Annotated in this window: 34 protein-coding genes; 5 read left to right on the top strand and 29 right to left on the bottom strand. The window is 43.3% G+C overall.

The window, feature by feature from the left end:
• Positions 1-41 precede the first annotated feature (41 nt).
• The 29 genes from rpsM to NFS18_RS06745 form a co-directional block, all read right to left on the bottom strand.
• The gene (rpsM, locus tag NFS18_RS06885) at positions 42-410 is read right to left on the bottom strand and encodes a 30S ribosomal protein S13 (RefSeq protein WP_251389312.1); all 369 of its coding nucleotides are present in this window, start codon (positions 408-410) and stop codon (positions 42-44) included.
• A 504-nt stretch (positions 411-914) separates the two neighbouring features.
• Complete coding sequence (gene rpmJ / locus NFS18_RS06880) at positions 915-1,028, bottom strand: 50S ribosomal protein L36 (protein ID WP_020436478.1); 114 nt, start codon at positions 1,026-1,028, stop codon at positions 915-917.
• A 123-nt stretch (positions 1,029-1,151) separates the two neighbouring features.
• Positions 1,152-1,370 (bottom strand): translation initiation factor IF-1, encoded by a 219-nt coding sequence (infA, locus tag NFS18_RS06875; protein ID WP_004074886.1) that lies wholly within the window; start codon positions 1,368-1,370, stop codon positions 1,152-1,154.
• Positions 1,371-1,430: 60 nt separating this feature from the next.
• Positions 1,431-1,676 carry a KOW domain-containing RNA-binding protein gene (locus NFS18_RS06870; protein WP_251389310.1) on the bottom strand — a complete coding sequence of 82 codons (246 nt, stop codon included), beginning with the start codon at positions 1,674-1,676 and terminating at the stop codon, positions 1,431-1,433.
• 69 nt (positions 1,677-1,745) lie between these two features.
• Positions 1,746-2,387, bottom strand: a complete 642-nt coding sequence (locus NFS18_RS06865) for an adenylate kinase (protein WP_251389308.1) — start codon at positions 2,385-2,387, stop codon at positions 1,746-1,748.
• Between the two features lie 235 nt (positions 2,388-2,622).
• Complete coding sequence (secY, locus tag NFS18_RS06860; protein WP_251389306.1) at positions 2,623-3,945, bottom strand: preprotein translocase subunit SecY; 1,323 nt, start codon at positions 3,943-3,945, stop codon at positions 2,623-2,625.
• Positions 3,945-4,385 (bottom strand): 50S ribosomal protein L15, encoded by a 441-nt coding sequence (rplO, locus tag NFS18_RS06855; RefSeq protein WP_251389304.1) that lies wholly within the window; start codon positions 4,383-4,385, stop codon positions 3,945-3,947. The genes secY and rplO overlap by 1 nt, the downstream gene beginning before the upstream one ends.
• Before the next feature lie 25 nt (positions 4,386-4,410).
• The gene (gene rpmD / locus NFS18_RS06850; RefSeq protein WP_015528289.1) at positions 4,411-4,593 is read right to left on the bottom strand and encodes a 50S ribosomal protein L30; all 183 of its coding nucleotides are present in this window, start codon (positions 4,591-4,593) and stop codon (positions 4,411-4,413) included.
• An 18-nt stretch (positions 4,594-4,611) separates the two neighbouring features.
• Positions 4,612-5,121, bottom strand: a complete 510-nt coding sequence (rpsE, locus tag NFS18_RS06845; RefSeq protein WP_251389302.1) for a 30S ribosomal protein S5 — start codon at positions 5,119-5,121, stop codon at positions 4,612-4,614.
• A gap of 16 nt (positions 5,122-5,137) precedes the next feature.
• A complete protein-coding gene (gene rplR, locus NFS18_RS06840; RefSeq protein WP_178600295.1) occupies positions 5,138-5,506 on the bottom strand; it encodes a 50S ribosomal protein L18 in 369 nt (122 codons plus the stop codon).
• A 17-nt stretch (positions 5,507-5,523) separates the two neighbouring features.
• Positions 5,524-6,066 (bottom strand): 50S ribosomal protein L6, encoded by a 543-nt coding sequence (gene rplF, locus NFS18_RS06835; RefSeq protein ID WP_251389300.1) that lies wholly within the window; start codon positions 6,064-6,066, stop codon positions 5,524-5,526.
• Between the two features lie 396 nt (positions 6,067-6,462).
• The gene (gene rpsH / locus NFS18_RS06830) at positions 6,463-6,864 is read right to left on the bottom strand and encodes a 30S ribosomal protein S8 (protein WP_251389298.1); all 402 of its coding nucleotides are present in this window, start codon (positions 6,862-6,864) and stop codon (positions 6,463-6,465) included.
• Between the two features lie 267 nt (positions 6,865-7,131).
• The gene (locus tag NFS18_RS06825) at positions 7,132-7,317 is read right to left on the bottom strand and encodes a type Z 30S ribosomal protein S14 (protein ID WP_251389296.1); all 186 of its coding nucleotides are present in this window, start codon (positions 7,315-7,317) and stop codon (positions 7,132-7,134) included.
• A gap of 15 nt (positions 7,318-7,332) precedes the next feature.
• Positions 7,333-7,872 carry a 50S ribosomal protein L5 gene (rplE, locus tag NFS18_RS06820; RefSeq protein WP_251389294.1) on the bottom strand — a complete coding sequence of 180 codons (540 nt, stop codon included), beginning with the start codon at positions 7,870-7,872 and terminating at the stop codon, positions 7,333-7,335.
• Between the two features lie 24 nt (positions 7,873-7,896).
• On the bottom strand, positions 7,897-8,211 hold the full coding sequence (rplX, locus tag NFS18_RS06815; RefSeq protein ID WP_251389292.1) for a 50S ribosomal protein L24: 315 nt from the start codon (positions 8,209-8,211) through the stop codon (positions 7,897-7,899).
• 14 nt (positions 8,212-8,225) lie between these two features.
• Positions 8,226-8,594, bottom strand: coding sequence for a 50S ribosomal protein L14 (rplN, locus tag NFS18_RS06810; RefSeq protein ID WP_015528295.1), 369 nt, complete (start codon positions 8,592-8,594; stop codon positions 8,226-8,228).
• Between the two features lie 41 nt (positions 8,595-8,635).
• Positions 8,636-8,893 carry a 30S ribosomal protein S17 gene (gene rpsQ / locus NFS18_RS06805; protein ID WP_251389290.1) on the bottom strand — a complete coding sequence of 86 codons (258 nt, stop codon included), beginning with the start codon at positions 8,891-8,893 and terminating at the stop codon, positions 8,636-8,638.
• A gap of 123 nt (positions 8,894-9,016) precedes the next feature.
• Positions 9,017-9,217: a 50S ribosomal protein L29 gene (rpmC, locus tag NFS18_RS06800; RefSeq protein WP_178600274.1), complete on the bottom strand. Its 201-nt coding sequence runs from the start codon at positions 9,215-9,217 to the stop codon at positions 9,017-9,019.
• Positions 9,207-9,644, bottom strand: a complete 438-nt coding sequence (gene rplP / locus NFS18_RS06795) for a 50S ribosomal protein L16 (protein WP_251389288.1) — start codon at positions 9,642-9,644, stop codon at positions 9,207-9,209. The genes rpmC and rplP overlap by 11 nt, the downstream gene beginning before the upstream one ends.
• On the bottom strand, positions 9,644-10,300 hold the full coding sequence (gene rpsC, locus NFS18_RS06790) for a 30S ribosomal protein S3 (protein ID WP_251389286.1): 657 nt from the start codon (positions 10,298-10,300) through the stop codon (positions 9,644-9,646). Before rpsC ends, rplP begins: the two co-directional genes overlap by 1 nt.
• A gap of 11 nt (positions 10,301-10,311) precedes the next feature.
• On the bottom strand, positions 10,312-10,701 hold the full coding sequence (gene rplV / locus NFS18_RS06785; RefSeq protein WP_251389284.1) for a 50S ribosomal protein L22: 390 nt from the start codon (positions 10,699-10,701) through the stop codon (positions 10,312-10,314).
• A 30-nt stretch (positions 10,702-10,731) separates the two neighbouring features.
• Positions 10,732-11,013: a 30S ribosomal protein S19 gene (gene rpsS, locus NFS18_RS06780; RefSeq protein WP_251389282.1), complete on the bottom strand. Its 282-nt coding sequence runs from the start codon at positions 11,011-11,013 to the stop codon at positions 10,732-10,734.
• A 25-nt stretch (positions 11,014-11,038) separates the two neighbouring features.
• Positions 11,039-11,881, bottom strand: a complete 843-nt coding sequence (rplB, locus tag NFS18_RS06775; RefSeq protein ID WP_251389280.1) for a 50S ribosomal protein L2 — start codon at positions 11,879-11,881, stop codon at positions 11,039-11,041.
• Positions 11,882-12,082: 201 nt separating this feature from the next.
• Positions 12,083-12,388 carry a 50S ribosomal protein L23 gene (gene rplW, locus NFS18_RS06770; RefSeq protein ID WP_251389277.1) on the bottom strand — a complete coding sequence of 102 codons (306 nt, stop codon included), beginning with the start codon at positions 12,386-12,388 and terminating at the stop codon, positions 12,083-12,085.
• Complete coding sequence (rplD, locus tag NFS18_RS06765) at positions 12,388-13,008, bottom strand: 50S ribosomal protein L4 (protein WP_251389275.1); 621 nt, start codon at positions 13,006-13,008, stop codon at positions 12,388-12,390. The genes rplW and rplD overlap by 1 nt, the downstream gene beginning before the upstream one ends.
• Positions 13,009-13,037: 29 nt before the next feature.
• Complete coding sequence (gene rplC, locus NFS18_RS06760) at positions 13,038-13,721, bottom strand: 50S ribosomal protein L3 (protein WP_251389273.1); 684 nt, start codon at positions 13,719-13,721, stop codon at positions 13,038-13,040.
• 105 nt (positions 13,722-13,826) lie between these two features.
• On the bottom strand, positions 13,827-14,144 hold the full coding sequence (gene rpsJ, locus NFS18_RS06755) for a 30S ribosomal protein S10 (protein WP_251389271.1): 318 nt from the start codon (positions 14,142-14,144) through the stop codon (positions 13,827-13,829).
• 375 nt (positions 14,145-14,519) lie between these two features.
• Positions 14,520-15,650 (bottom strand): SGNH/GDSL hydrolase family protein, encoded by a 1,131-nt coding sequence (locus tag NFS18_RS06750; RefSeq protein WP_251389269.1) that lies wholly within the window; start codon positions 15,648-15,650, stop codon positions 14,520-14,522.
• A gap of 321 nt (positions 15,651-15,971) precedes the next feature.
• The gene (locus tag NFS18_RS06745; RefSeq protein WP_251389266.1) at positions 15,972-16,817 is read right to left on the bottom strand and encodes an AraC family transcriptional regulator; all 846 of its coding nucleotides are present in this window, start codon (positions 16,815-16,817) and stop codon (positions 15,972-15,974) included.
• Between the two features lie 237 nt (positions 16,818-17,054).
• On the opposite strand from NFS18_RS06745, the gene NFS18_RS06740 reads away from it, so the two are divergent.
• Genes NFS18_RS06740 through NFS18_RS06720 form a run of 5 tightly spaced genes read left to right on the top strand, consistent with a single transcriptional unit; the run spans position 17,055 to position 24,180 of the window.
• Positions 17,055-18,347 carry an ABC transporter substrate-binding protein gene (locus NFS18_RS06740; RefSeq protein ID WP_251389264.1) on the top strand — a complete coding sequence of 431 codons (1,293 nt, stop codon included), beginning with the start codon at positions 17,055-17,057 and terminating at the stop codon, positions 18,345-18,347.
• 17 nt (positions 18,348-18,364) lie between these two features.
• Positions 18,365-19,231 carry a carbohydrate ABC transporter permease gene (locus tag NFS18_RS06735; protein WP_251389261.1) on the top strand — a complete coding sequence of 289 codons (867 nt, stop codon included), beginning with the start codon at positions 18,365-18,367 and terminating at the stop codon, positions 19,229-19,231.
• Positions 19,231-20,076 (top strand): carbohydrate ABC transporter permease, encoded by an 846-nt coding sequence (locus NFS18_RS06730; protein WP_251389259.1) that lies wholly within the window; start codon positions 19,231-19,233, stop codon positions 20,074-20,076. The genes NFS18_RS06735 and NFS18_RS06730 overlap by 1 nt, the downstream gene beginning before the upstream one ends.
• A 10-nt stretch (positions 20,077-20,086) precedes the next feature.
• A complete protein-coding gene (locus NFS18_RS06725; protein ID WP_251389257.1) occupies positions 20,087-22,270 on the top strand; it encodes an alpha-galactosidase in 2,184 nt (727 codons plus the stop codon).
• Positions 22,271-22,290: 20 nt separating this feature from the next.
• Positions 22,291-24,180, top strand: a complete 1,890-nt coding sequence (locus tag NFS18_RS06720; RefSeq protein ID WP_251389255.1) for an alpha-amylase family protein — start codon at positions 22,291-22,293, stop codon at positions 24,178-24,180.
• Positions 24,181-24,234: the final 54 nt, after the last annotated feature.

Genomic DNA, 24,234 nt, shown 5'->3' with positions numbered 1-24,234 from the left:
TGCACTAAATGCAGCTTCATTTTTATTCAGCTGCTTTAAGCCTACTTTTTCTTGTTTGCTACAGTTCTCTTCGGACCTTTACATGTTCTTGCATTGGTCTTTGTCTTCTGACCACGTACCGGAAGTCCTTTTCTATGACGGATTCCACGGTAACAGCCGATTTCTCTAAGTCTCTTAATATTCAGCTGAATCTCTCTTCTCAGATCACCTTCTACCATCTGAGTTGCGTCGATGATCTCGCTGATCTTCTTTACATCTTCCTGAGTTAAATCTCTAACACGAGTATTTGGATCTACTCCAGCCTCTGCTAAGATACGGTTTGAACTTGTTCTTCCAATTCCATAAATATACGTCAAACCAATTTCTACACGTTTGTCTCTTGGTAAGTCTACACCTGCAATACGAGCCATGTGTCTTTCCTCCATTTTCTTTTTTGTCTCTGTTTGCTTTGTTCAGCCAGAATAAGACTGGCTTCTGCCGCCATGCCGGCTTATCATATCTGTTTATCCAAGCCTGCGCATGGTTTGTTATCGTCCTAAAACGAGGCTGCGGATACTGTAACCTTTTGTATCCTACCGGAAACAATATAAAAAGAATTTCTTCCGATATCCCAGCCCAGACATGAAATCTCATGCCCTTTCCCGACAGGTCTGTGAACATCCGTCCATATCGGGTATTTTAAGCAATATACATCTGCATATTAGAAAACTTCTCCTGAATGCAGCAGAACACCGGCTCTACCGGTACCTGTATGATAGATTACGGTGTATCCTTACTGTATATTAAACAGTCTACACACTTCCTGGTGTGTCCGACCGTCAGCCGCCTAAATTATTACACATACATCAAACTCAAATACGTCCGTACGCCTAAATTCATTCTCACTGCGCCCGGTCCCACTAAGTATCCAGTGGCTATCCTTGTCTCTGTTTGTGTTTCGGATTTTCGCAGATTACACGAATACTTCCTTTTCTACGGATAATCTTGCATTTTTCACAGATTGGTTTAACTGATGATCTAACCTTCATGTCAAATCCTCCTTCTATCCTTTGCTAAATCCTTAGGTTACCTGGTATTTCAGGGCACACCTATCCCTAGAAACGACCATTTCATATTGTAACATCAAATTCCATACAAAGTCAACAACTTTTTTATTTATCTCTCCAGACAATACGTCCTTTGCTCAAATCGTAAGGAGACATTTCCAGTGTTACCTTATCTCCCGGTAAAATCTTGATGAAATTCATACGCAGCTTTCCGCTGATGTGTGCCAGAACGATGTGACCGTTCTCCAACTCAACTTTGAACATTGCGTTCGGCAGTTTCTCGACTACAACTCCCTCAATTTCGATTACGTCAGCTTTTGACATACTAAATCCTCCTGTGCTCCTTTGCACTTTTATACTTCCTGTTTATTTCCTTTATCAATGTCAATTGTTTTCTTTTAGAAATTCCTTGACTGTTTTCCTGATAACCGCGTCATCAGTAACAGAGTCACAGTGTGCATATACAATCGGCTGCACGTGTTTTCTGTTCTTTCTCTTTGGACGGCAGACGGGTCTTAGCTTCCCGTCTGCCAGATATACATATTCATCATTGACAGATATTATGACATATATACAATCTTTATCATGACCTGCCTTTGCCCTTGCGAGCATTCCTGCTTCCAAATCCATGTATGATTCCCCTTGAACCGCAACTGTTCAGTACCTTCACAATCACGATGCAAAATCTATATTTACAGGCTAACCCAGAATCTTTACAATCTCACCGAAAACATCTTCGATATCAATTGTTCCGTCTACTTCTCTGAGCACTCCCGCCTCTGTATAATAATCAATCAAAGGCTGTGTCTGTGTATGATATACATCCAGACGTTTCTTTACAGTCTCCGGCTTGTCATCATCACGAAGAATGAGATTTCCGCCACATTTATCGCAGACATCCTCTGCCTTGGTCGGCGCGTATACAATATGATATGTAGCGCCGCAGTCTACGCACGCTCTTCTTCCAGACATACGGTTGATAATGTTCTCATCTGGAACTTCCACATTGACCGCATAATCTACCTTCTGTCCCAATCCTGCTAATGCCTTATCAAGCGCCTCTGCCTGAGGAATTGTTCTCGGAAAACCATCCAGAACATAACCATTTGCACAGTCATCCTGATTTACACGGTCTACTACAAGGTCTACAACCAATTCATCCGGTACAAGCAGGCCCTGATCCATGTAAGTCTTCGCCTTCTGGCCAAGCTCAGTTCCGTTCTTAATGTTGGCACGGAAGATATCTCCTGTGGAAATGTGCGGAATCGCATATTTTTCAGCAATCTTCTTTGCCTGAGTTCCTTTTCCCGCTCCCGGAGCGCCTAACATAATAATTTTCATACTGTATACCTCCTCGTTATGAGCACTTAGCGGCTGTATTTTAGCCGCTTACGTGCGATACATGCCAACGCCGTTAGCAAGGTATTTCCGTGCTTACCAGTCGGCGCGTTATGAGTATTTAGCGGCTGTATTTTAGCCGCTTATTTCTTCTTAATACAACTTTAACTCGTTGCATTTCACCTTAAACAAGGTAAAACACAGCGAGCTAAATTCTTTAATTATCATCCAAGTGTGATTATCTCTTGCTATTCAAAAATCCTGAATAATTGCGGACGAGCATCTGGGATTCTATCTGCTTGATCGTCTCAAGTACAACACCTACGATAATGATGAGTGATGTTCCCCCAAAGGAAACATTTGCTCCAAACACACCATTAAAGAAGAATGGAATAACCTGTACGATGACCAGTCCGCAGGCACCGATAAAGATAATGTAATTCAAAATCTTTGTCAGATACTCTGTGGTCGGTTTGCCCGGACGGATGCCCGGAATAAATCCACCGCTCTTTTTCATATTATTCGCAATTTCCAAAGGATTGAATGTAATCGATGTGTAGAAATATGCAAAGAATATGGTAAGAACAATATAAACAATCAGTCCCCATGAATATATTAAATTTTTCGGATCACACCAGTTGTTGGAGTTCAATCCGCGAAGAATCTGACTTCCGATCCCTGTGCCATTTCCCTTTCCAAGGAAAGAAGCAATAATAATCGGTGTCTGCATCAGTGATGACGCAAAGATTACCGGAATAACTCCTGCGGTATTCACCTTCAGCGGAATGTGTGTTGACTGTCCGCCATATGTCTTTCTTCCCTGTATCTTCTGGGAATATTGTACGGCAATTCGCCTTTCACCGCCTTGCAGAATAATAACAAAGATAACTACCACCAGCAGAATCGCAATAATGATCACTGCCGCAAGAAGTCCTTTTGCCACTGTCTTTCCCTTAACAAACTGTGTATACAGTCTTACCAGATCTTCCGGTACACGGGAAATGATGTTGACCAGCAGTACAATGGAAATACCATTTCCAACACCTTTTTCTGTAATACGTTCACCTATCCACATAAGGAAAGCCGACCCTGCTGTCAGTGTACATACTACGATTGCAACATTTACAAAATTGTATTCAACAAGGAGTCCCTGACGTCCAATTCCAATTGACATAGCAGTTGACTCAATCAATGCTATTCCTACTGTTGTATATCTTGTAATCGCCGCCAGCTTCTTTCTTCCGTCTGCTCCTTCTTTCTGCATTTCCTCAAGCTTTGGAATTGCAATCGTCAAAAGCTGGATAATAATGGAAGAAGTAATATACGGTGTAATACTCAGCGCAAATACTGAGAAATTAGTAAAGGAACCGCCAGTAAATGCGTCAAAGAAATTGAACGCATCACCGGTCTGGTTCTCAAAAAAGTTCTTGATAAAACTGGGGTCCACGCCTGGTGTCGGCAGTTGGGAACCGAATCTTACAACGACAAGCATCAGTAACGTGTAAAATAATTTTTTACGAATATCCTCAATACTAAATGCTCTTCGTACTGTTTGTAGCATTAGATCACCTCTGCTTTTCCACCAAGTGCCTCAATCTTCTCAGCAGCTGATGCGCTGAACGCATTTGCCTGAACTGTAAGCTTCTTGGTTAACTCTCCGTTGCCAAGAATTTTAACGCCGTCTCTCGGATTCTTAACGATTCCTGTCTCAATTAATGTCTCTACAGATACTGTAGCTCCATCTTCAAAAATTTCCAGCGCGCTTAAGTTAATACCTACAATTGTCTTAGAGTTTCTGCATGTGAAACCTCTCTTCGGTATTCTTCTGTATAAAGGCATCTGACCGCCTTCAAAGCCAGGTCTTGTGCCGCCTGAACGAGCTCTCTGACCTTTGTGGCCTTTTCCGGCTGTCTTACCGTTTCCTGAACCATGTCCGCGGCCTCTTCTGAAATTATCACTCTGCTTTGCACCGTCTGCCGGTCTCAAATTTGATAAGTCCATGATATTACCTCCTTATCTTTTATGATTATGCTTCTTCTTCAACTTTCACTAAATGTCTAACCTGCTGTACCATACCTCTTGTTGCTGCATTATCCGGTAATACAACTGTTTTGTTCAGCTTCTTCAGTCCCAAAGCTTCTACAGTCTTTCTGTGCTTTGGTACGGCACCGATGGTAGACTTTACAAGTGTAACTTTTAAATTTGCCATTACAATTACCTCCTATAATTAGCCCACGATCTCTTCCACTGATTTACCACGAAGTTTAGCAACAGCCTCCGGAGTCTTCACATTTTTAAGACCCTCGATTGTAGCAAGTACTACATTCTGCTTGTTGTTAGAACCCAGAGATTTCGTACGGATATTCTTAATTCCTGCCAACTCAATAACCGCACGTGCCGGACCTCCGGCAATTACTCCAGTACCATCCGGGGCTTTCTTCAACAGAACTGAAGCGCTTCCGAACTTACCGATAACATCATGTGTTACGCTGTCATTCTCATCAAGAGAAACTTCAATCAGTTTCTTTGTTGCATCTTCTTTACCTTTACGGATAGCTTCCGGGATTTCAGTAGCTTTTCCCAAACCTGCACCAACATGGCCTTTACCATCGCCAACAACTACTAAAGCTGTGAATCTCATGTTACGACCACCTTTAACGACCTTGGTAACACGCTTGATCGATACCACTTTTTCTTCTAACTCTAACTGGCTAGCATCAATACGTTCCTGTCTCATTATGTGTTCTCCCTTCCTAGAAATTCAACCCAGCTTCTCTTGCTGCGTCTGCTAATGCCTGTATCTTACCCTGATATATAAATCCGCCTCTGTCAAAGACAACATCTGTAATACCTTTTTCCTTTGCCTTCTCAGCAATGACTTTTCCAAGATATGCTGCAGCATCAACGTTATTGGTCTTCTCAAGCTCTGCTTTCACGTCTTTCTGAAGAGTGGAAGCTGCTACAAGAGTGTTCCCAACTGTATCGTCAATAATCTGTGCATACATATGATTATTACTTCTAAACACAGCCAAACGCGGTCTTTCAGCTGTTCCGCTGAAACGGTTACGCAATTTCATGTGTTTTTTTCTGCGAATTTCACTTCTTGATTTCTTACTAACCATTTTCACACCCTCCTTAATTATTTCTTACCAGTCTTACCAACTTTACGTCTGATAACTTCATCAGCATACTTGATACCCTTGCCCTTATATGGCTCCGGTCTTCTCTTGTCTCTGATTTCAGCTGCGTACTGGCCAACTTTTTCTTTATCGATACCCTTAACGGTAATCTTGTTCTGTCCTTCCAGAACTGTCTCAACACCTTCCGGATCGATCATCTCTACCGGATGAGAATATCCAAGGTTCAGTGTCAGTTTATTACCGGATTTAGCTGCTCTGTAACCTACACCGTTTACTTCCAGAACTTTTTCGTATCCGTTTGTAACACCAACAACCATGTTGTTGATCAGTGTTCTTGTCAGACCGTGAAGAGATTTCATTTTCTTTAAGTCGTTCGGTCTTGTAACGATTACTTCTTCGCCTTCCTGCTTAATTTCCATTTCTACCGGAAGCTCTTTTGACAGAGTTCCCTTCGGACCTTTTACGGTCACTACATTATTTTCTGTAATCTCAACAGTAACGCCTGCCGGGATTGTAATTGGCAGTCTTCCAATACGTGACATACCTTTGTCCTCCTAATAACTTAAATTTTCGGAACGGATGCTTTAGTCCGTTCTGTTTTCAGTTCGCATTGAATACTTAGCGAGGTTTTTTCAAACCTGGCGGTCCTCTGTATTCAATAAGTTACTTTTGCGTCCGTGCGCCTAAGCGCAAGCTGCGCCTCTCGGCTTGCTTTCACTAAGTTGCTTTTGCGTCCGTGCGCCTAAGCGCTGGGACAATGAAGTTCTTCTTGCTAAGCTCGCGTGTAGGATACGCTTCACTTTGTTCAGCGTACCTGCTTTCGTACTAGGCTCGACAATACCTCGCCAAGTACTTAATGCATCGCTAAGCGCCAAGAACGACCTCGCACTAAGTTCAAGCTGCGCCTCTCGGCTTGCTTTCACTAAGTTGCTTTCGGTCTACCAGATAAAGCACAGTACCTCTCCGCCTACGCCGAGTTTTCTTGCTTCTTTATCTGTGATAACACCTTTGTTTGTTGATACGATAGCAGTTCCGAGTCCGCCAAGTACCTTCGGCATATCCTCGCTGTTAGCGTATACACGAAGACCTGGTTTGGAAATTCTCTTCAAACCGGAAATAACTTTCTCATTCTTATCAACACCATATTTCAGGGTAATGTGAATTGTCTGGAAGTTTCCGTCTTCTACGATATCGTATTTTGCGATATATCCCTCATCCAAAAGAATGTTTGCGATTGCAATCTTCATTTTAGATGCAGGAACATCAACTGTATCATGTTTAGCAGTATTTGCATTACGGATTCTTGTAAGCATATCTGCAATTGGATCGCTCATAGTCATGTGGATGTATCCTCCTTCTCTATTTATCTATTATACATTTCTGCCTGTGCTGACTAAGGAAGTTCTTTTCACTAAGTTCGTTAATACCTCACTAAGTTCAAAGAACAGCCTCGCACACTAAACTACTTTCGGTTCCGTGTGCCTAAGTTCAAACTTCGCTTTCTAAGGAAGTTCTTTTCGCTAAGTTCGTTAACACCTCACTAAGCTCAAAGAACAACCTCGCACTAGGCTCGACAACACCTCGCCAAGTTGCTTTCGGTTCAGTGCTTACCAGCTTGCCTTCTTTACTCCCGGAATCTGACCTTTGTATGCCAGTTCACGGAAGCAGACACGGCAGATACCATATTTTCTTAAATATGCATGTGGACGACCACAAATTCTACAGCGGCTGTATTCTCTTGTAGAGAATTTAGGCTTGCGCTGCTGTTTGATTTTCATAGATGTCTTTGCCATGATTTCCCTCCTTAATTACTTTGCAAACGGCATATTGAACTGTCTCAGAAGCTCACGTGCTTCTTCGTCAGTCTTGGCAGTTGTAACGAAAATTACATCCATACCTCTTACCTTATCGATTTTATCGTACTCGATTTCCGGGAAAATAAGCTGTTCCTTGATTCCAAGTGCGTAGTTACCTCTTCCGTCAAATGCATTCGGGTTAACACCTCTGAAGTCACGTACACGCGGAAGTGCGAGGTTGATCAAACGGTCAACGAACTCGTACATTCTCTCGCCTCTCAATGTAACCTTACATCCGATTGCCATACCTTCTCTGATCTTGAAGTTAGCTACAGAATTCTTTGCTCTTGTCACAACTGCCTTCTGTCCTGAAATTTTCTCAAGATCGGCAATTGCAGACTCTAATACTTTTGCATTGTCCTTTGCTTCGCCAACACCCATGTTGATAACAACCTTGTCGAGCTTCGGTACTTCCATTTTATTTTTATATCCAAATTTTTTGATCATTGCTTCAACGATCTCATTCTGATATGTTTCTTTCAGTCTACTCAAGTTTAAGAACCTCCTTCCTCAAAATTAGTCTTCGATAACATCGCCTGTTGATTTTGCAACACGAACTTTCTTGTTTCCATCCATCTTGAATCCGATTCTTGTTGCTTTTCCTTTGTGTACATACATAACGTTGGAAATGTCGATCGGTCCTTCCTGATGAACGATACCGCCGTTCTGATTAGCCATGCTCGGTTTTGTATGCTTTGTCAGCATATTAACGCCTTCAACCAGAACCTTTCCGTCCTTTTTATTTACAGCAAGTACTTTGCCTTCTTTGTCTTTGTCTTTTCCAGCGATGACTCTTACAGTATCACCTTTTTTAATCTTCATTGTTGACATTCTTACGCACCTCCCTACAGTACTTCCGGAGCCAGAGAAACGATCTTCATGAAGTGTTTCTCACGAAGCTCACGTGCTACTGGTCCAAAAATACGTGTTCCACGTGGGTTCAAATCATCTTTGATAATGACTGCTGCATTCTCATCGAATCTGATGTAAGAACCATCTTTACGGCGTGCTCCCTTTACAGAACGAACAACTACAGCTTTAACAACATCACCTTTTTTAACAACGCCGCCTGGTGTTGCATCTTTAACAGTTGCAACGATCACATCTCCGATATTGGCATATCTTCTTGTAGAACCGCCAAGTACACGGATACACAGCAACTCTTTTGCGCCTGTGTTGTCGGCTACTTTAAGTCTACTTTCCTGTTGTATCATGCAGGTAAACCTCCTTTAATCTACTCACAAACGTAAAGCAATTATTTTGCTTTCTCTATGATTTCTACAAGTCTCCATCTCTTGTCCTTGGACAGCGGTCTTGTTTCCATAACTTTTACTGTATCCCCAACGTGGCATTCGTTCTGTTCATCGTGAGCTTTCAGCTTATAAGTTCTCTTTACGATTTTCTTATACAACGGATGCTTAACGTGGTCCTCTACTGCAACAACGATTGTCTTGTCCATTTTGTCACTGACAACCTTGCCTGTACGGGTTTTTCTCAAATTTCTTTCTTCCACAGTTGCTACTCCTTTCAAATGTTTTATAAGGTAGTTCTTTTAGCTAAGCTCGATAACACCTCGCTAATCTCAAAGAATGGCTTCGCGCTAGACTCGATAATACCTCGCCAAGTTGCTTTGAGCCTATCGGCCTGCCTCTGTGATCATAGTCTGAATACGAGCGATATTCTTTCTAACTTCCTTAATTCTGCTTGTGTTATCTAACTGATTTGTCGCATTCTGGAATCTCAAGTTGAAAAGCTCTTTCTTAGCAGCTACTAATTCCTGATTCAATTCCTCTACGGATTTTCCTCTTAATTCGTTTACAAATGTATTAATTTTCACTGTTATCACCGCCTTCTAATTCTGCGCGAGAAACGATTTTGCATTTGCAAGGTAATTTGTGCATTGCAAGACGAAGAGCTTCTCTGGCTATTTCTTCAGATACTCCTGCGATCTCAAACATTACACGTCCTGGCTTAACAACTGCTACCCAGTACTCCAATGCACCTTTTCCGCTACCCATTCGAGTTTCTGCTGGTTTTGCTGTTACCGGTTTGTCTGGGAAGATTTTGATCCAAACTTTACCGCCACGCTTGATATAACGTGTCATAGCAACACGGGCTGCCTCAATCTGGTTGGAGCGAATCCAACACGGCTCTGTTGCAATAATACCGTATTCACCATATGAAATCGTGTTACCTCTCAGGGCTTTTCCCTTCATAGTACCACGGAACTGTTTACGACGTTTTACTCTTTTTGGCATTAACATTATTTATCGCTCCCTTCCTTGTTACCTTTAGTCGGAAGAACTTCGCCTTTGTAAATCCAAACCTTTACACCGACTTTTCCGTAAGTTGTGTCAGCTTCTGCGAATCCATAATCAATGTCAGCTCTCAGTGTCTGAAGCGGAATTGTTCCCTCGCTGTAGAACTCTGTACGAGCCATATCAGCTCCGCCAAGACGTCCGGATACAGATGTCTTAACACCAAGCGCTCCAGATTTCATAGTTCTGGACATGCATGATTTCATAGCACGTCTGAAAGAAATACGGTTCTCAAGCTGCTGTGCAATATTTTCTGCTACTAACTGAGCGTCTTTGTCCGGTCTCTTTACTTCCTTGATATCCACGATAAGCTTCTTATCTGTGAACTGTGCAAGTTCAGCCTTGACTTTCTCAATCTCAGCTCCGCCTTTACCGATAACAACACCCGGTTTAGCTGTATAAACAATAATTTTCACACGGTCGGAAGCTCTTTCGATCTCAATCTTGGAAATTCCGGCACTGTATAATCTCTTCTTTAAAAATGTTCTGATTTCGTGGTCTTCTACAAGGTTGTCAGCGAAATCTTTCTCTGCATACCATTTGGAATCCCAGTCTTTGATAACTCCGACTCTTAAGCCATGAGGATTAACTTTCTGTCCCATTATTTTCCTCCTTATCTTTCATTCAGCACGATAGTGATGTGACTCATTCTCTTCTCAATTCTATAAGCTCTACCCTGTGCTCTCGGTCTGATTCTCTTCATTGTCGGTCCTTTATTTGCATAACACTCTTCAATATAAAGGTTCTCGGCGCTCATACCGTTGTTGTTCTCAGCGTTTGCGATTGCTGATTTTAATAACTTCTCGATCACGCTTGACGCATATCTTGGGTTGTAAGCCAGGATACCAAGCGCTGTCTGTACATCTTTGCCTCTGATGGCATCTAATACAAAACAAGCTTTCTGAACAGATACTCTAGCGTAAGAAATCTTAGCTGATGGTCTTGTATCTCTCTGCTGCTCATTTCTTTCTCTCTTGATTTGGGATCTATGTCCTTTAGCCATGGATGAATCCTCCTTTCAAAATGTTGTTTATTATCTAACTTTGGATTTCTTCTCGTCTTTTCCGTGACCTCTGTATGTTCTTGTTGCTACGAACTCACCGAGTTTGTGTCCAACCATATCTTCTGTAACATACACCGGTACGTGTTTTCTTCCGTCATGTACCGCAAATGTATGCCCTACGAATGACGGGAAGATTGTAGAACGACGTGACCATGTCTTAATAACTGATTTATCACCTGCAGCGTTCATAGCGTCTACTTTTTTCAGTAAGCTCTGGTCTGCAAATGGTCCTTTTTTAAGTGAACGAGCCATAGGTTCTAACCTCCTTAAATACTAATTATTTGATTGCTTTACCATCTCTTCTTCTTACGATCAGCTTGTTAGAAGATTTGTTTTTCTTACGTGTCTTAAGACCCAGTGCAGGTTTACCCCACGGAGTACTCGGACCCGGACGTCCGATACCAGTCTTACCTTCACCACCACCATGCGGATGGTCGTTCGGGTTCATAACGGAACCACGTACTGTAGGTCTGATACCCATGTGACGCTTACGTCCTGCCTTACCTATATTAATCAGGTTGTGTTCTCCGTTACCTACAACACCAATGGAAGCTCTGCAAATAATCGGAACCATTCTCATCTCACCGGACGGAAGTCTCAATGTTGCATATTTTCCTTCTTTTGCCATCAACTGAGCGCTGTTTCCCGCGGAACGAACAAGCTGTCCGCCTTTTCCCGGATAAAGCTCAATATTGTGAATCTGTGTACCAACCGGAATCTCGGAAAGCGGCAGGCAGTTACCTACACGAACTTCTGCTTCCGGTCCGTTCATTACTGTCATTCCATCTGTCAGTCCTGCCGGAGCAAGGATGTATGCTTTCTCACCGTCTGCATAGCAGATAAGAGCGATGTTAGCGCTTCTGTTCGGATCGTACTCGATACCGATCACTTTTGCCGGAATTCCGTCTTTCTTTCTCTTAAAGTCTACAATTCTATACTGTTTTTTAGCTCCGCCTCCGCGGTGTCTAACTGTGATTTTACCCTGACTGTTACGACCAGCTTTTCTCTTCTTTGAATCCAACAGAGATTTCTCAGGTGTTGTCTTTGTGATTTCAGAGAAATCAGAACCAGTCATCTGTCTTCTAGAAGGTGTATATGGGTTATATGTTTTAATTCCCATTACTGTCTCTCCTTTCGTCTGCTCAATATTTGTTGTCACGCTTGTATGCGTATAAATTACATCGGATATCTGATTGATATCGGTTCTCGCAATAGATATCAGGTTCGCTCTGCTAAGCTTGCATAGTAGATGCATCGCTAAGCGTTGCGAACGGGTCTCGACTAAAACTCGATCTGCGCCTTCAGCTTGCTCTCGTTAAGTCTACAGACCCTCAAACAATTCGATATCTGCGCTGTCAGCTGTAAGCTGGACAATTGCCTTTTTTGTCTTAGCTGTCTTACCATATTTGTAAGTGCCGCGGACTCTCTTATTCTTGCCGTCCATGTTCATTGTGTTTACATTCTTTACTTTAGTACCGCTGAACATTTTTTCGACAGCTTCTTTAATCTGAGATTTTGTAGCTTCTGTATGAACTAAAAATGTATATTTCTTGTCAGCCATCAGCTCCATGCTCTTCTCTGTAATAACCGGTTTAAGGATTACGTCATAATACTGTACGTTAGCCATTATGCATACACCTCCTCGATTGTTGCAACACAAGCCTTCGTTGTGATTACTGTGTTGTACTTCAGGATATCAAATACATTGATCGTGTTAGTCTTAGCTGTCTTAATTCCGGTGATATTTCTTGCAGAAAACTCTGCATTCTTGTTACCGTCTTCAAGCACAACCAGCGCTTTGTTTACATTCAGGTTGTTCAAAACTTCCTGGAACTTCTTTGTCTTAATCTCATCGAACTTCAGCTCATCGATCACGATAAACTTGTTCTCTGCCACTCTTGAAGTCAGTGCAGACTTCAGAGCTGCTCTCTTCTCTTTCTTGTTCATCTTGAAAGAATAATCTCTTGGCGTCGGAGCAAATACGACTCCACCACCTGTCCACTGCGGAGCTCTTGTGGATCCCTGTCTTGCATGACCTGTTCCTTTTTGTCTCCACGGTTTTCTTCCGCCGCCGGAAACTTCAGAACGTGTCTTAGCTTTCTGTGTTCCCTGACGCTTGTTTGCAAGCTGGCTTACTACTGCCATGTGTACAAGATGTTCGTTTACCTCAACACCAAATACAGCATCGTTCAGATCGATTGTACCAACTTCTTTACCTTCGATATTATAAACAGATACGTTTGCCATCTGTGTGTTCCTCCTTTCCTGATATCAGACTATCTAGCAGCCTTAACGGTTTCTTTGATTGTTACGAGACATTTCTTCGGTCCCGGTACAGAGCCCTTCACCAACAGCAGGTTGTTGTCAGTGTCAACTCTTACAACTTCCAGATTCTGTACTGTAATCTGCTTGTTACCCATCTGACCAGGCATCTTCTTGCCCTTGAATACTTTACTCGGATCGGATGCAGCGCCGTTGGAACCTGCGTGACGGTGGAACTTAGAACCATGAGTCATAGGTCCTCTGCTCTGTCCGTGACGCTTGATAGCTCCCTGGAAACCTTTACCTTTGGAAATTGCTGTTGCATCAATCTTATCTCCTGCTTCAAAGATGTCTGCCTTAATTTCCTGTGCAAGTGTGTATTCTTCAGCATTTTCAAATCTGAACTCTTTTACATATCTTTTACCAGAAACACCGGCTTTGTCAAAGTGACCTTTCTCAGCCTTTGTTACACCGTTTCTGTGTGCGATTTCTTTCTTGCCGCTCTTGTCTTTTGTGACAATCTTTTCTTTCTTGTCAACATATCCAACCTGAACTGCACTGTAACCATCGTTCTCTACTGTCTTAACCTGTGTTACTACACAAGGACCAGCCTGAAGAACTGTTACCGGAATCAATGTTCCGTCTTCGTTGAAGATTTGAGTCATTCCGACTTTTGTCGCTAAAATAGCTTTCTTCATTATAACTACCTCCTGTTATTTACAGCGGAGCGCCGCATGGGTGCTCATCCTAAATGTTAGGAATTACTGTTTCTTAATTAAAATGTTTCTGCCTCGCTAGGTGTTTTACTTATTTTTCATCTTGATGTCGATGAACACACCTGCCGGCATTTCCAGTCTGGACAGTGCGTCTACTGTCTTCTGGGTTGGTGTAATGATATCGATGAGTCTCTTGTGAGTTCTCTGTTCAAACTGCTCTCTGGAGTCTTTGTACTTGTGTACAGCTCTCAGAATTGTAACTACTTCCTTCTTAGTCGGAAGTGGCACCGGACCACTCACCTGTGCTCCGTTCTTTTTTACAGTTTCGATGATTTTCTTTGCGGATGCATCTACCAGCTGGTGATCATACGCCTTCAATGTGATTCTCATTACTTGACTTGCCATAAAAAAAGTCGCCTCCTTTTCGTACTTTTTACTTCAGTACGACAAGCGGTGACTGTACACTCTCCCGTGTGTGTCGTGAGAAACTCACACGTTGTTTCTCGCTAAGAGCACTTAGCAACGGTTTTCGCTGCTTATGTGCGATGCATGCCGATTGTTGATTTCTGTTTTTTAGAAATCTTACTTTTCAGCAATACGTCAGCGAATTACATTGTGATTCGTACAGTGACTTGTCGCCAGTTTCCTAACTTGACATTCGCTCCACGGAAAACCTGCTTTTGTGTATCTTACACTCGGCAGCAACCTCTCGCTTCACAGCTATCATGCCACAGCTCTCTTAGTATAACGAATCACATTTGATTTTTCAAGTAGTTTTTTTTAAAAATTGTATTTTTTTAAGAACAATCCAATTATCAGAGCTGCACTGACTATTGCCGCAGATAATCCGATATATTTTATAATCTTCTTTTTCCGTTCTGACTTTGCACGTTCTGCTTTTTCTGCCGCCTTCCTTGCTGCCTCTTCCATCTCTTTCTGCTTCCGGGCTTCTATTTCTTCATTTAACTTTTCATTGGAAAATGCATCCAGGTCAAGTTCTCCTACGATCAGATCCCGAATCATATCCTGTCCCTCTTGGTTTGGATGAAGTCCGTCTGACTGCGTACACCCTCCGATACCGGAATCAAACAGATCCACAACCCGGTAATCATACTCTTCTGCATGATCATACATTGTTTTATTCATTTTAGAGATTATGGTTTCAATGACCGCATTCAAAGTTCCCGGAAGTTCCATCCGCTCTACCGGATTATAAATGGTCGTCACGACAAGCTGGCTTTGCTCCGGACATTGCTCATCTATCGTTTTCACTGCAGCGATCCACTCTTTCTCAAAAGAAGCATAATCCCAATCTCCCAATGCTCCCGCACACTTTACAAGCAGCAGCGGATTTTCTGAGATTCCTTCCTGCAGCGCCTCCATAGCTTCGTATACATTGTGAAACTTTTTTTCATTATTTAATATCTCACGTGCCACTTTTTTGAATTCATTCATCAGGTCATTAGCACCGACTGTCAGAGTTACAACATCTGCCGTCTCAAGTTCACTTAATACCGCTTCATCCTGAAGTATTGTCTTATTCATCTTTTTAGCACTCAGCCCATTTTTTGTAAACTGTGAAAATTCAACACAGTCTCCGCCCAACTCCTTAAGATCTGCTACAAGCAAATTCGGATAATTTATCATCTCTGGTTCTCCGTCTGCACAATATCCATTCGGAATACTATCTCCCAAAGCCACATACCCGATTTCTCCGTCCTCCAGAGCACATCCTGCTGATACTTCCTCTTCCGTTGAATGTATTTCTTCTATATTATAGTCACTTTTTGATTCCTGATCATAACTGCCCTTTGATTCCTCTGCAGCATATACTGTAACATCAATACTGCTTACCAGCACCACACCTGCAGCTACTATCATCCCTAACTGTTTTTTTCCCAGCCATCTCATTTATCGTCTCGCCTCTTTCCAGTCCTTACATGCAGCTCATTCTCTATTATAATTCTACTATCTAATAAGTAGTATATCCTTCATAATAATAACTATAATCAGATTCTTAAGTGTATCATTTCAAGAATCATCTCCCCCTTTTCAACGCTTCTGCCTTGCAGTACCAATTTCTCAGTAACAGTTCAGCCTTCCGGCTGCACTGTTACTGAATCCGCCCTATTTTAAATTCACCTGCGGTGAAAGGGCGGATTCTATTTCCCTTCACGCATTTTTACGGAGTTTGCAGCAAGTGCAAACTCCTATGCTGAACTGTTACATTTATCACTCCTGTTGTTCATATCTCCATGTTCTCGGTGAAACACCATACACATTTTTAAATGCTCTGGAAAAATGAAGTTGATTCGGATACCCAACCGCATTCCCGATATCTGCAATAGATAAATCTGTGAGCTTTAACAACTCTCCCGCCTTCGTCATGCGATAAGAAATCAAAAATTCCTGCGGAGTCTTACCTATGGCGCTGTGGAATATTTTTCCAAAATAACTCCTGTTCAAATTACAGAACGCTGCGATATCTTCAATCGTAATATCATTCTGAAAATTTTGTTCAATAAAAGTCAGCGCTTCTTTAATATAGAAGTCTCTCATCCTACTGCCAGAATTCTGAAGCTGCCACGCACATGAGTGGGCAAAGTTATCCAGAAACAGATACAAGTGTCCAATCAGATGAAACGGGGATTCCTGGGAATGATTACAAATATACAGCATCTCATCCATCATTTTCTGAGTATAGTCCTTATGTTTTGGACGATAAATGGGGGTATTCACAGAAAAACCAACGGATTCTACCAGTTCTTTTGCCTTTAATCCGTCAAATTCCAGCCATGTATATTCCCACGGAACATCCTTATCCGCCACATAGGTGCAGATCTGGTGAGGAAAAATCATGAACCCCTGTCCTGTCTTTATATGATATGTCAGGGATTCCCCGTGAGAATCCTCGGCAAGCAGCATCCCTGCGCCTGATATTACATAGTGGAACAGAAAGTGATTTCTCGTCGCCGGACCGTAGGAATGGGCGGGATCGCACTGCTCCCATCCATATTGGTACAGTCCGAGATCAACAAAATTCTCACTCGGGAAAATAGAGTATAATATATTGCTCACGATATACCTCCTTTCACATTTTTTATAATACACGGATTGCTCCGTATTTCATGCAAGCATGAAATGCATGTCCTTTCACCCCTGATATCATCATATATCAAAATGCTAGTTGATTTCAATATATCTTACAAAAACAATCATTTTGGTATAAAACTCCAAAAATACCGCTATTCACGGACGCATAATGATATGTTAAAATAAATTCATCAGAAACAAACCCAGAAAGGAGACAAAAAAATGAGAGAAAAAGGGAAAAAATACCTTGGTGCAGCAATTGCTGCCGGTATGGTCAGTGTACTGTTTCTGTCGGGTTGTTCCGGAAACAATGGTTCCGGCGCAAAGACAGAGATAGAGATTTTACAATACAAGCCGGAAGCTGCTACTTATTTTGACAAGATAGAGGAACAATTCAATGCGACACATGACAATATCCATCTGACGATTTCGTCCCCTTATGACGCATCCACCATCATGAGGACGAGATTCATCCGGGAAGATTATCCAGATATCATAGGAATCGGCGGTGATATCAACTATTCTTACTTCACAGACGCAGAGATACTCGCAGACGTATCCGACTATGATGGTTTGGGAGATATTAAAGAAGCCTATGTCGATATCGCAGAAGCGCTGGAGATCATTCCGACAGACGGAACCTATATGGTGCCATATATGGCGAATGCAGCCGGTATTCTATATAATAAGGAAATGTTTGAAGAACACGGCTGGGAAATCCCAACCACATGGGATGAACTTATCCAGCTATGCGAAGAAATTCAGGGTGAAGGAATCCTTCCTTTCTATTTCGGTTTCCGAGATACATGGACATGTCTGGCTCCGTGGAATGGTATTGCAGTCGATCTGGCTCCGGCAGATCTTTGCCGACAGGTCAACAAGGGAACAGCAACATTTACCGAGGGGTACGAAGAAACAGCAGAAAAATATATTAAACTTATTGAATACGGACCAAAAGATCCGATCGCATACGGCTATAATGATGCCTGCACTGCATTTGCAAGAGGTGAATCCGCCATGTACCCAATCGGAAGCTATGCGGTTCCACAGATTCTGTCCGTCAATCCGGAAATGAATATTGATTCCTTTGTAATGCCTGCCAGCAATAAAAAGGACGGCAACACACTGAACTCCGGAATCGACCTCGGTTTCTGTGTGACATCGGCATGTGAAAACAAGGAAGCCGCTTACGAGGTACTTGATTTCCTTCTGGAAAATGAAAACATTCAGGATTATGTAGACGCTCAGAATGCGATTCCTTGTAAAGAAGGAGATTTCGACCTTGCTCCAATGGTAGACGGCATGCGTGAATACATAGATTCAGGAAACATGACAGATTACCAGGACCACTATTATCCATCTGAAATGGCAGTGGACGCCATCCTTCAGACCTATGTACTCAATGAGGATATGGATGCTTTTCTGGCAAGATTCGACAAGGACTGGCAGCGTTACAACCGTGACATCATCCGTAAAGTACAGATGCACGAGGAAGAACACGGCAGTACAAAATAAGAAAGGAGTAGGAAAAAATGAAAAATGATAGAAAACGGACATTTTTATTGATGACAATACCGATTCTGGCATTGTTTATCTGCTTCAATACAATTCCTTTGATCCGAGGCATTATCTACAGCTTTACTAACTTCAAAGGATTTGGTACCTACGACTATGTAGGTTTCAGAAATTACATGGACCTTTTCACAGACACGCGCGTTTGGAACTCTTATCTGTTCACATTTAAGCTGGCAATATGCGCAACTATCGTAACAAATGTCATCAGTCTTTTACTGGCATTGGGATTAAACAGTAAAATCCGCGCCAAAGGATTTTTCCGGGCGGCATACTTCCTTCCGAACGTTCTCGGAGCTCTGGTAGTCGGATATGTTTTCCAGTATTTGTTCACTTACATACTTCCTGCCCTCGGAGATCTCACAGGCAGCGGAGCACTGGGAAAAAGTATGCTTGCAAGTGAAAAAACTGCATGGATCGCTATTATGATCGTATGCTGCTGGCAGAATATCGCTATGAACACCATCATCTACATTTCCGGTCTGCAAACAGTTCCTGAAGATGTGTATGAGGCGGGTTCCCTTGACGGGGCTACAGGCTGGAGAAAATTCCGTCACCTGACCTTCCCGCTCATCATTCCATTTTTTACGATCAATACAGTGCTGTGCGTAAAGAACTTCCTTATGGTATTCGACCAGATCATGGCTATGACACAGGGCGGACCTGCACAAAGTACAGAATCCATCTCTTACCTGATCTACAACAATGGTATGAAAGGCGGAAGCTTTGGATATCAGAGCGCAAACGCAGTCATCTTCTTTATTGTGATTGTTGCGATTTCCGCAGCGCAGATGTCTTTTGCTAATCGAAAGGAGGAGCAGTTATAATGAAAGAAAAAGCAGTTAGAGTAAAAGCAAACTGGCCGGTTATGATTTTGTTGCTGCTTGGCTTAAGCACGATTGCATTCCCACTGTATATGGCAATTGTAATTGCATTCAAACAGCCTTCAGAAATGACCAACACCATCTCCGGAATTCTGTCCCTGCCTTCAAAATGGAGCTTTTCCAACTTCTCCCAGGCAATGGAGGTGACAGATTTCTGGCATTCTCTCAGAAACAGTATCCTGATCACAGTGGTTACAGTGATACTCTCGATCCTGCTTCACTCCCTGCTGGGATATGCCGTAGGACGTAACCGCTCCCACAGCCGTTTTTACAAATTTGTATACCTTTTTGTAGTAAGCGGTATGTTTGTTCCGTTTGCCATTCTGATGATGCCCCTTGCAAAGCAGACAGCATCAATGGGACTGGGTAACTGGGCTGGCGTCATTCTCCTGTATGTGGTATTCTACATGCCGATGAATGTACTCCTTTATTCAGGATATCTTGTAAACATTCCTGTTGCACTAGAAGAAGCAGCCAGAGTAGACGGTGCAAGTACATGGCGCACTTACTGGAAAGTAATTTTCCCGCTGATGACGCCAATGCACGCTACCGTTGCCATTATCACCTCACTTGCCGTGTGGAACGATGTTATGACTCCCCTTGTCATTATGTCAGGCACCGGACAGAATACACTGCCTCTGGCACAGCTTAATTTCCAGACACAATTCGGAACAAATTATAACCTTGCATTTGCTTCTTACCTTCTGGCATTGATACCGATCTTAATCTTCTACATCATCTGCCAGAAACAAATTATCAACGGTGTGGTAAACGGCGCCGTAAAATAGGAGGTAGAAAATGTGTATCAGCTATAACGAAGCCGACAAGACAATCACATTACATACAAAACATACAACTTATCAGATGCAGATTGACAAATACGGATTTCTGCTGCATTTATACTATGGCAGATCCGCGGCAGGATGCATGGATTATCTGTTGACTTATTATGACAGAGGATTTTCCGGTAACCCTTACGAGGCAGGCACCGATAAAACATACTCTATGGATTCTCTGCCGCAGGAATTTCCTTCACTTGGAACGGGGGACTTCAGGTCCCCCGCCTGCATCATCCAAAATACAGACCATACATACTGCAGTGATTTCCGGTATGTATCCCACAGCATCCGTCCGGGCAAGTATAACCTCCCCGGACTGCCGGCTGTTTATGCAAAGGATGAAGACGCACAGACGCTGGAGATCACGTTAAAAGACCCGGCAACAAATATAACCGCACTGCTGCTCTACGGCATACTTCCCGGTTATGACATCATCACCAGAAGTGTGAAAATCATCAACACAGGGGAAGGACAGATTGCCATAAAAAAGCTGGCTCCGGCATGCCTGGACATTTTAAGCGGAGATTATGATTATATTACCTTTTACGGCAGACATGCAATGGAACGGAATATGCAGAGGATGCCTGTCGGACATGGTATCACAAAAATAGGCAGCTTACGCGGTACTTCCAGTCATCAATATAACCCGGCTGTTATTTTAGCTGAACACGATACTACCGAAAAAGCAGGCGGCTGCTACGGAATGACATTTGTCTACAGCGGCGGTTTTCAGAGTGAAGCGGGCATGGACCAATATTCCCAGACAAGACTCCTTATGGGACTGAGCGAAGAGCAGTTTGACTACGCTCTCAAAACAGGAGAAGAATTCCAGTCGCCGGAGGTTATCCTGACCTATTCTTCTAAAGGACTTGAAACACTTTCTCAGAACCTTCACCGTTGTATGCGCACTCATTTATGCAGGGGCATGTATAAAGAAACAAGACGTCCAATCCTGATCAACAGCTGGGAAGCTTCTTACTTTGATTTTACAGGGGAAAGCCTCCTGCGGCTGGCAGAACAGGCGGCAGATCTGGGAATCGAAATGCTGGTCATGGACGACGGCTGGTTCGGAAGCCGGGACAGCGACCTTCTGGGACTTGGCGACTGGGAAGTAAACGAGAAAAAATTAGGCTGCAGTCTCGGAGAGTTAATCCAAAAGGTCAACGGTCTCGGACTGAAATTCGGAATCTGGATCGAGCCTGAAATGGTCAATGAAGACAGCAATCTGTATCGGAAACATCCAGAGTGGGCACTGGTGATCCCCGGACGCACCCCCAACCGTTCCAGACATCAGCTTGTACTTGATTTTTCCCAAAAAGAGGTTGTCGATTATATCTATGAAAAAATATGCGCTGTACTGGATCAAGGTAATGTGGAATATGTCAAATGGGATATGAACCGGAGCATTACCGACGTCTATTCGGCAGCCACAGACAATCAGGGCCGTGTGCTGCATGATTATGTACTGGGACTCTATGATTTTCTCGAGCGCCTTGTAAACCGCTACCCTCATATACTGATTGAAGGATGCAGCGGCGGCGGCGGCCGATTTGACGCAGGCATGCTGTACTATACCCCGCAAATATGGTGCAGCGATAACACCGATCCTGTTGACCGGCTGGAAATACAGTATGGAACCTCTTTCATTTATCCCGCCTCTTCCGTAGGGTCACATGTGTCTGCATCACCAAATCATCAGACAGGGCGCATCACCTCGATGGAGACAAGAGGCGCCGTGGCAATGGCGGGTACATTCGGATACGAACTGAATCTGGAAGAGCTTGGCGCAGAGGAAAAAGCAGAAATCCGGCGCCAGATCAAAGAATACAAACAATACGCATCACTCATACAACAAGGTCTGTATTACCGCCTGACCAATCCCCAGACTGATAATCAGGGAGCCTGGGAATTTGTCTCCGAGGACAAAACCGAAGCGCTGGTACAGACAGTCAGCATCAAAAAACATGCAAATATGACCGTTGATTACATCAAAGTCCGCGGATTAAAGGAAAACACAATATACCGTGACACACACAGCGGAATACGGTATAACAGCACTGTACTCATGGAAGCCGGTATTCCCACTCCGGTACTTCCGGGCGAATACCAGACATACCAGTGGCATTTCGTAAGCGAAGAATAATGTAAAACAGAGGTGACAGGATGGCAAAGAAGAAACATGTAGCAAGCAGACGATCCGCAGCGGCAAAGCAGACGGAAGCCGACCAGATTTTCGCGGAGCGTCTCGGAAAACATCACGATGAGCTTCGCTGGCTGTATATGGAACTATACAATAACGGAGATATGTTCGCAGAACTGTGCAGCCAGATGAAACAGTTTTATGACAAAAGAAACCAACAACTTAAAAAGCTCGACAAAGTGCGGGAAGCCAACGAAAACTGGTACCGGGACAGAAGGATGCTCGGCATGATGCTGTATATCGACTGTTTTGCAGACAATCTGAAAGGCGTCGAAGAAAAGCTTTCTTATATTGAAAAATGTAATGTAAACGTCCTGCACCTCATGCCCTTTCTGGATTCTCCGAAAGGAAGATCTGACGGCGGATATGCCGTGGCAGATTTCCGCAAGATAAAGCCAGAGCTTGGAACAATGGAGGATCTTGCCCGTCTCGCAGAGAAATGTCATGAAAAAGGGATTAGCCTGTGTATGGACTTTGTCATGAATCATACGTCAGAAGAACATGAATGGGCGAAAAAGGCAAAAGACGGCGATGGGGAATATATGAGCCGTTACTATTTCTATTCTGATCCAACCGTACCGCAAAAATATGAAAAAACGGTTCCTCAGGTGTTCCCCACAACTGCCCCCGGCAATTTCACTTATCTTCCGGATATGAACCACTATGTAATGACAACATTTTATCCTTATCAGTGGGATCTGAACTACCATAACCCACGGGTGTTCAATGAAATGATGTACAATTTCCTCTATCTTGCGAATCAGGGAATTGATATTGTCCGCATCGATGCCGTTCCTTATATCTGGAAAACGCTGGGGACTTCCTGCAGGAATCTTCCACAGGTACATTCCCTTGTCCGTATCATGCGGATCATCAGCGAGATCGTCTGCCCGGGTATTGTGCTGCTCGGCGAAGTGGTCATGGAGCCGGATAAGGTAGCGCCGTATTTCGGCACCGTAGAAAAGCCGGAATGCCACATGCTCTACAACGTAACGACCATGGCAACTACATGGAACACCGTAGCGACCAGAGATATCCGCCTGTTGAAAAAACAGATAAATGTTGTGGGCGGTCTTCCAAAAGAATACACATTCCTCAATTATCTGCGCTGTCATGATGATATCGGATGGGGACTGGATTATGAGACATTAAAATACTGGGGAATGAAAGAAATCCCGCACAAGAAATATCTAAACGACTATTTCTGCGGCAAAACAGAAGGAAGTCCAAGCCGCGGAGAACTGTATAATGACGATCCCCTCACGATGGACGCCCGATTCTGCGGAACAACAGCCTCCATGTGCGGAGTCGAAAGCGCAGGCTTCGAGCAAAACCCTGAAAAAATGGAGCTGGCAATCAGAAAGATTCTGACACTGCACGCATGCATGCTCACACAGTCCGGTATCCCAATGCTGTACAGCGGTGATGAAATCGGTCAGGTAAACGACTATACCTATAAGCAGAATCCTGACAAAGCAGCAGATTCCCGTTATCTCCACAGAGGTCCGTTCCGCTGGAATCTCACAGATAACATCTCTGCCCCGGACAGTGTGCAGGGGAAACTATTTGCCGGACTGGGAGCACTTGAGAAAATCCGGTTTGCCGAAGCAGTATTTGCCGCCGAAGCTGATATATACGCAAAAGATTACAATGATACTTCTATCCTCTGGCTCGTCCGTAAGACAGACAGCCAAACGCTTCACGCCGTATTTAATTACAGCGATGAAGAGAAAACAATCTGGATGCCGGAGCGCAGAGTCTATGAGAATCTTGTCTCCGACAAAAAACAGGAGCTTGAGACGGTAACACTTCGGGGATGGGATTTCATATGGCTAAAACAAAGTGAAAATTAAAGTCATGAAATGCTCATGGCTGCATAAAAATGCTGCCCAGCATAAGCTGGGCAG

It is taken from the genome of Mediterraneibacter agrestimuris (assembly GCF_943193195.1).
GTDB classification, from domain to species: Bacteria; Bacillota; Clostridia; order Lachnospirales; family Lachnospiraceae; genus Schaedlerella; species Schaedlerella agrestimuris.
This window is presented reverse-complemented; position numbering and strand designations above follow the sequence as displayed.

Coding starts and splice junctions, on each gene's coding strand:
- rpsM (WP_251389312.1), bottom strand. CDS start 410: ATGGCTCGTATTGCAGGTGTAGACTTACCAAGAGACAAACGTGTAGAA.
- rpmJ (WP_020436478.1), bottom strand. CDS start 1,028: ATGAAGGTTAGATCATCAGTTAAACCAATCTGTGAAAAATGCAAGATT.
- infA (WP_004074886.1), bottom strand. CDS start 1,370: ATGTCAAAAGCTGACGTAATCGAAATTGAGGGAGTTGTAGTCGAGAAA.
- NFS18_RS06870 (WP_251389310.1), bottom strand. CDS start 1,676: ATGGATTTGGAAGCAGGAATGCTCGCAAGGGCAAAGGCAGGTCATGAT.
- NFS18_RS06865 (WP_251389308.1), bottom strand. CDS start 2,387: ATGAAAATTATTATGTTAGGCGCTCCGGGAGCGGGAAAAGGAACTCAG.
- secY (WP_251389306.1), bottom strand. CDS start 3,945: ATGCTACAAACAGTACGAAGAGCATTTAGTATTGAGGATATTCGTAAA.
- rplO (WP_251389304.1), bottom strand. CDS start 4,385: ATGGACTTATCAAATTTGAGACCGGCAGACGGTGCAAAGCAGAGTGAT.
- rpmD (WP_015528289.1), bottom strand. CDS start 4,593: ATGGCAAATTTAAAAGTTACACTTGTAAAGTCTACCATCGGTGCCGTA.
- rpsE (WP_251389302.1), bottom strand. CDS start 5,121: ATGAGACAGGAACGTATTGATGCTAGCCAGTTAGAGTTAGAAGAAAAA.
- rplR (WP_178600295.1), bottom strand. CDS start 5,506: ATGGTTAGTAAGAAATCAAGAAGTGAAATTCGCAGAAAAAAACACATG.
- rplF (WP_251389300.1), bottom strand. CDS start 6,066: ATGTCACGTATTGGAAGACTGCCAATTACAATCCCGGCAGGCGTTACT.
- rpsH (WP_251389298.1), bottom strand. CDS start 6,864: ATGACTATGAGCGATCCAATTGCAGATATGCTTACAAGAATCCGTAAT.
- NFS18_RS06825 (WP_251389296.1), bottom strand. CDS start 7,317: ATGGCAAAGACATCTATGAAAATCAAACAGCAGCGCAAGCCTAAATTC.
- rplX (WP_251389292.1), bottom strand. CDS start 8,211: ATGTCAACAATGAAGATTAAAAAAGGTGATACTGTAAGAGTCATCGCT.
- rplN (WP_015528295.1), bottom strand. CDS start 8,594: ATGATACAACAGGAAAGTAGACTTAAAGTAGCCGACAACACAGGCGCA.
- rplP (WP_251389288.1), bottom strand. CDS start 9,644: ATGTTAATGCCAAAAAGAGTAAAACGTCGTAAACAGTTCCGTGGTACT.
- rpsC (WP_251389286.1), bottom strand. CDS start 10,300: ATGGGACAGAAAGTTAATCCTCATGGCTTAAGAGTCGGAGTTATCAAA.
- rplV (WP_251389284.1), bottom strand. CDS start 10,701: ATGGCTAAAGGACATAGATCCCAAATCAAGAGAGAAAGAAATGAGCAG.
- rpsS (WP_251389282.1), bottom strand. CDS start 11,013: ATGGCTCGTTCACTTAAAAAAGGACCATTTGCAGACCAGAGCTTACTG.
- rplB (WP_251389280.1), bottom strand. CDS start 11,881: ATGGGAATTAAAACATATAACCCATATACACCTTCTAGAAGACAGATG.
- rplW (WP_251389277.1), bottom strand. CDS start 12,388: ATGGCTAACGTACAGTATTATGACGTAATCCTTAAACCGGTTATTACA.
- rplD (WP_251389275.1), bottom strand. CDS start 13,008: ATGGCAAACGTATCTGTTTATAATATCGAAGGTAAAGAAGTTGGTACA.
- rplC (WP_251389273.1), bottom strand. CDS start 13,721: ATGAAGAAAGCTATTTTAGCGACAAAAGTCGGAATGACTCAAATCTTC.
- rpsJ (WP_251389271.1), bottom strand. CDS start 14,144: ATGGCAAGTCAAGTAATGAGAATCACATTGAAGGCGTATGATCACCAG.
- NFS18_RS06750 (WP_251389269.1), bottom strand. CDS start 15,650: ATGAGATGGCTGGGAAAAAAACAGTTAGGGATGATAGTAGCTGCAGGT.
- NFS18_RS06740 (WP_251389264.1), top strand. CDS start 17,055: ATGAGAGAAAAAGGGAAAAAATACCTTGGTGCAGCAATTGCTGCCGGT.
- NFS18_RS06735 (WP_251389261.1), top strand. CDS start 18,365: ATGAAAAATGATAGAAAACGGACATTTTTATTGATGACAATACCGATT.
- NFS18_RS06730 (WP_251389259.1), top strand. CDS start 19,231: ATGAAAGAAAAAGCAGTTAGAGTAAAAGCAAACTGGCCGGTTATGATT.
- NFS18_RS06725 (WP_251389257.1), top strand. CDS start 20,087: ATGTGTATCAGCTATAACGAAGCCGACAAGACAATCACATTACATACA.
- NFS18_RS06720 (WP_251389255.1), top strand. CDS start 22,291: ATGGCAAAGAAGAAACATGTAGCAAGCAGACGATCCGCAGCGGCAAAG.